Origin of the sequence: Blautia sp. CAG:257 (genome assembly GCF_000433815.1) — a bacterium.
Taxonomy (GTDB): Bacteria; Bacillota; Clostridia; order Lachnospirales; family Lachnospiraceae; genus Blautia_A; species Blautia_A caecimuris.
In genome coordinates, this window is record NZ_HF999016.1 from 1 (window position 1) to 4,047 (window position 4,047).

The window sequence follows — 4,047 nt, forward strand, 5'->3', positions numbered from 1 at the left end:
GATTCCCGGTCACTGCGCTGATCAGCCTGCGGCTTCTCCCTGGTTTTTCCCATTTCCGGATGCTCTTTTTTATACTGATCCAGGGTTTTATTTACCATCTGTGTCACTGACTGGCTCATTTCCTGAAAATCTTTAGATTTTACAGCCTTTTCGATGATGTTCTGAACCTGCTGTATTTTATCTTCCACAACAGAAAAATCAAAATCCTGACTGTTGTTTTTTTGATTTTTTTCCATATTCTGTCTCCATCAGACTGCTTCTGCTTTTTGGGATCTGCTCCCGTGCAGACTGTATATTTATTATAGCGAAGTACCGGTCAAAATACAAGTTTTCATTGAAGTTCACCGGCAAAAGTGCTACACTGATTATATCTCACAGTAACGTGGCAAAGTATTTAAAAGGCTGTTGTCACAGGATAACAGGAGGATGATATTATGGAAAAAAAGAACATTGACTGGGGAAATCTGGGTTTTGGCTATGTCCAGACTGATTATCGCTTTGTCTCAGACTTTAAAAACGGTTCCTGGGACGAAGGAAAGCTGACAGAAGACGCAACTGTTGTGATCAATGAATGTGCCGGCGTTCTTCAGTATGCTCAGACTGTTTTTGAGGGAATGAAAGCATACACAACAGAAGACGGACGGATCGTAACCTTCCGCCCTGACCTGAATGCAGAACGTATGGAAAACTCTGCAAAACGACTGGAAATGCCGGTATTTCCAAAAGACCGGTTCATTCAGGCCGTTGTGGACACCGTAAAGGCCAACGCCGCTTATGTTCCGCCTTTTGGTTCCGGAGCTACCCTTTATATCCGTCCCTATATGTTTGGGACAAATCCGGTCATCGGTGTAAAACCTGCTGACGAATATCAGTTCCGGGTATTTACCACCCCGGTTGGCCCATACTTCAAGGGAGGCGTAAAGCCTCTTACTATCCGTGTCACAGATTTTGACCGGGCTGCTCCTCATGGTACAGGTCATATCAAGGCCGGACTGAATTATGCTATGAGTATGCATGCGATCATGGACGCTCACCGCCAGGGCTACGACGAAAACATGTACCTGGATGCAGCTACCAGAACAAAGGTAGAGGAGACCGGCGGCGCCAACTTCCTTTTTGTTACAAAAGACGGAAAAGTGGTTACTCCGAAATCCGACAGTATCCTGCCTTCCATTACCCGCCGTTCTCTTATCTATGTAGCTCAGCACTGCCTTGGTCTGGAAGCAGAGGAACGCGAGGTTACACTGGAGGAGGTAAAAGATTTTGCAGAGTGCGGCCTTTGCGGTACTGCAGCTGTTATTTCTCCTGTAGGAAAAATCGTGGACCACGGAAAAGAAATCTGCTTCCCCTCCGGCATGACAGAGATGGGGCCTGTAACCAAAAAGCTTTATGAAGCTCTTACCGGTATCCAGATGGGACGTCTGGAAGCTCCGGAAGGCTGGCTTCAGGTAATCGAATAATAACTTCCAAAAAGTCAAACGCTGCAGAAAATATAGGCTCTGCAGCGTTTTCTTTTCCGGAACATGTCTGTTCCTGTATCATATTTTTATTTTACTCTTTCGTATTTCACAAACTCATATTCCAGATCAAAATAAGTCTGCTCTTCGCTCCTGGCTGTAATCTCCCATTCCGGAGACTCGTCCAGATTTGGGAAATAGCGGTCTGCCTCATATCCAAAGTCGATCTTTGTCACATGAGCTGTGTCACAATAAGGAAGAAGCTGTTTGTATACGCTGTCTCCACCCACACAGTAAACCTGATCGGACGGATATTTTTTTATTTCTTCCAGAAGCTCTTCGATACTGTGAACCACGGTTGCATCCTTTACCTTAAAGTCTTTATTTGTGGTAAGGATAATGTTGGTTCTGTTTTTCAGAGGAAGTCCTCTTGGAAATGTTTCCAGTGTTTTTCTTCCCAGTACGATCACCTTTCCGGTTGTCTCCTGACGAAACATTTTCATATCTGCCGGAATGGCTACAAGAAGCTTGTTGTCCTTTCCGATGGCCCAGTTTTTGTCAACTGCTACAATGATATTCATGGTATTTTTCCTTTCTGTTTTTAGATTGCAATAGGAATATTTTTAATCTGTGGCCAGGTCTGATAATTTTCCACAATCAGATCATCCACTGTAAAATCATAAAAGTCCTTAATCTCCGGATTCAGTCTCACAGAAGGCGCCGGATACGGGGTTCTGCTGATCAGCTCTTTTATTACCGGAATGTGCCTGTCATAAATATGACAGTCTGAGATCACATGAACAAGCTCTCCTGCCTCCATGTCACACACCTGGGCAAACATCATAAGAAGAATGGAATACTGGCACACGTTCCAGTTGTTTGCTGCCAGAATATCCTGAGATCTCTGATTCAGGATCGCATTTAAAGTCAGCTTGTCTTTTCCCGGTTCCTTTGTCACATTAAAGGTCATGGAATATGCGCAGGGATAAAGATTCATTTCATGAAGATCCTGATGCACATAAATATTCGTCATGATCCTGCGGCTGTAAGGATTGTGTTTCAGGTCATAGAGAACACGGTCTACCTGATCCATCATTCCTTCTTTATATTCATGTTTCACCTGCATCTGATATCCGTAGGCCTTACCGATAGAGCCTGTCTCATCTGCCCAGCTGTCCCAGATATGACTGTTCAGGTCATGAATGTTATTTGACTTTTTCTGCCAGATCCAGAGGATCTCATCCATTGCGCTTTTCAGTGCGGTCTTACGAAGAGTCAGAGCCGGAAATTCCTTTCTGAGATCATACCGGTTTACCACTCCGAACTTTTTTATTGTATAAGCAGGCGTTCCGTCCTCCCATACCGGACGTACCTTTTCCCCCTCTGTGCTGGTGCCGTTTTCAATCACATCTCTGCACATATTAATAAATATTGTATCTGCAACACTCATGTCCGCGCCTCCTTTTTGCTTTTGTTTCCTGGGCCTTTCCGGAAAATCTGCTGCTTCAAAAGTCGTTTTCCCGGCAGGCCGGACTCTGCCTGTTATTATACCATACCAGAGCCGTGATTGCCAGAGTGCTTTACAAACCAATGCCGCCGTGCTATATTAAAACTCATGAAAAAAATACTCATAACACTTTTAAAACCACTTTCGTTTCTGCCAGCGCTGCTGATGATGTATATTATTTTTTCATTTTCTGCCCAGACCGGGGAGGTGTCCGGGAATCTCAGCTACAAAATCAGCTACCAGATCGTAGAAACCAAAAACGAACTTCTCAATACCGGAAAAAGCTATGAAGAGCTTGCATACGAGGCAGAGCAGATTCATTACTATGTCCGCAAGGCCGCACACATGACAGAATACTGCCTGCTTGCCGTTGCTGTTTCTTTTCCATTTTATGTATATCGCATCAGAGGACTGCGGCTGTTTCTTCTTGCCGGGATCATCTGCGTGGGATTTGCCGGGCTGGATGAATATCATCAGTCCTTTGTGGCCGGCCGTTCTCCCGGGATCCGGGACGTAGGCTTTGACAGCCTGGGCGCTCTGATCGGGATCCTTCTGGTTCAGCTCTTTTGCTGGTCCACCCTCCACGCGCCTTCTTCCGGAAACAAAAAGCGCCATAAAAGGCGGTAACACACAGACCGGGGGAACATGGATTTTCATGTTCCCCCGGCCTTTTTACAATATTCTGATTTCTCCCGGAGCTTATTCCTGATCTTCGTCCTTATCGTTCTCCTCTTCTGTATCAGAATTCTGCGCTTCCTGTGCCTCTTTCTCCGCTACATTTCCCGCCAGTTTCGCACGCTCTGCAATGGTCATTCTCTTAGGCTCCTGAACCGGCTCAACCGGATCTTCCTTTTCCTCTTCCGCCGCTGCAGCCTTTTTGGCATCGCTTCTCTGTTTCGCAGTCTTTGCTGCCACAAAAAGCATCCCTGCGCCAATGATCAGAAAAGCTGCTCCCGCGATGAAGAATCCCCAGCTTGCTCCCTCTTCGCCTTTCAGCACGTTTGCGCAGAGCTTATAACCTGTATAGAGAAGGTATACTCCGGCAAGAAGCAGAAGGCCGAAATTTGCCGCAGGTCTTTCCTG

Annotated in this window: 6 protein-coding genes; 2 read left to right on the plus strand and 4 right to left on the minus strand. The window is 45.8% G+C overall.

Going from position 1 to position 4,047, the window contains the following annotated elements; translation table 11 throughout:
• Positions 1-236, minus strand: a 236-nt coding sequence (locus QVP40_RS03460; RefSeq protein ID WP_330361880.1) for a hypothetical protein, incomplete at its 3' end; no start/stop codon positions are given.
• Between the two features lie 198 nt (positions 237-434).
• Here QVP40_RS03460 and QVP40_RS03465 point away from each other — a divergent pair.
• Positions 435-1,460 carry a branched-chain amino acid aminotransferase gene (locus tag QVP40_RS03465; protein ID WP_022067105.1) on the plus strand — a complete coding sequence of 342 codons (1,026 nt, stop codon included), beginning with the start codon at positions 435-437 and terminating at the stop codon, positions 1,458-1,460.
• Between the two features lie 86 nt (positions 1,461-1,546).
• Here the strand turns inward: QVP40_RS03465 and QVP40_RS03470 are convergent, their stop codons facing one another.
• Positions 1,547-2,038, minus strand: coding sequence for a dihydrofolate reductase (locus tag QVP40_RS03470; protein ID WP_022067106.1), 492 nt, complete (start codon positions 2,036-2,038; stop codon positions 1,547-1,549).
• 20 nt (positions 2,039-2,058) lie between these two features.
• On the minus strand, positions 2,059-2,907 hold the full coding sequence (gene thyA / locus QVP40_RS03475; protein ID WP_022067107.1) for a thymidylate synthase: 849 nt from the start codon (positions 2,905-2,907) through the stop codon (positions 2,059-2,061).
• 165 nt (positions 2,908-3,072) lie between these two features.
• Between thyA and QVP40_RS03480 the strand changes: the two genes are divergently transcribed.
• Positions 3,073-3,591 carry a VanZ family protein gene (locus QVP40_RS03480; RefSeq protein ID WP_022067108.1) on the plus strand — a complete coding sequence of 173 codons (519 nt, stop codon included), beginning with the start codon at positions 3,073-3,075 and terminating at the stop codon, positions 3,589-3,591.
• A 72-nt stretch (positions 3,592-3,663) separates the two neighbouring features.
• Here QVP40_RS03480 and QVP40_RS03485 read toward each other — a convergent pair.
• Positions 3,664-4,047, minus strand: a 384-nt coding sequence (locus QVP40_RS03485; RefSeq protein WP_288200308.1) for a hypothetical protein, incomplete at its 5' end; no start/stop codon positions are given.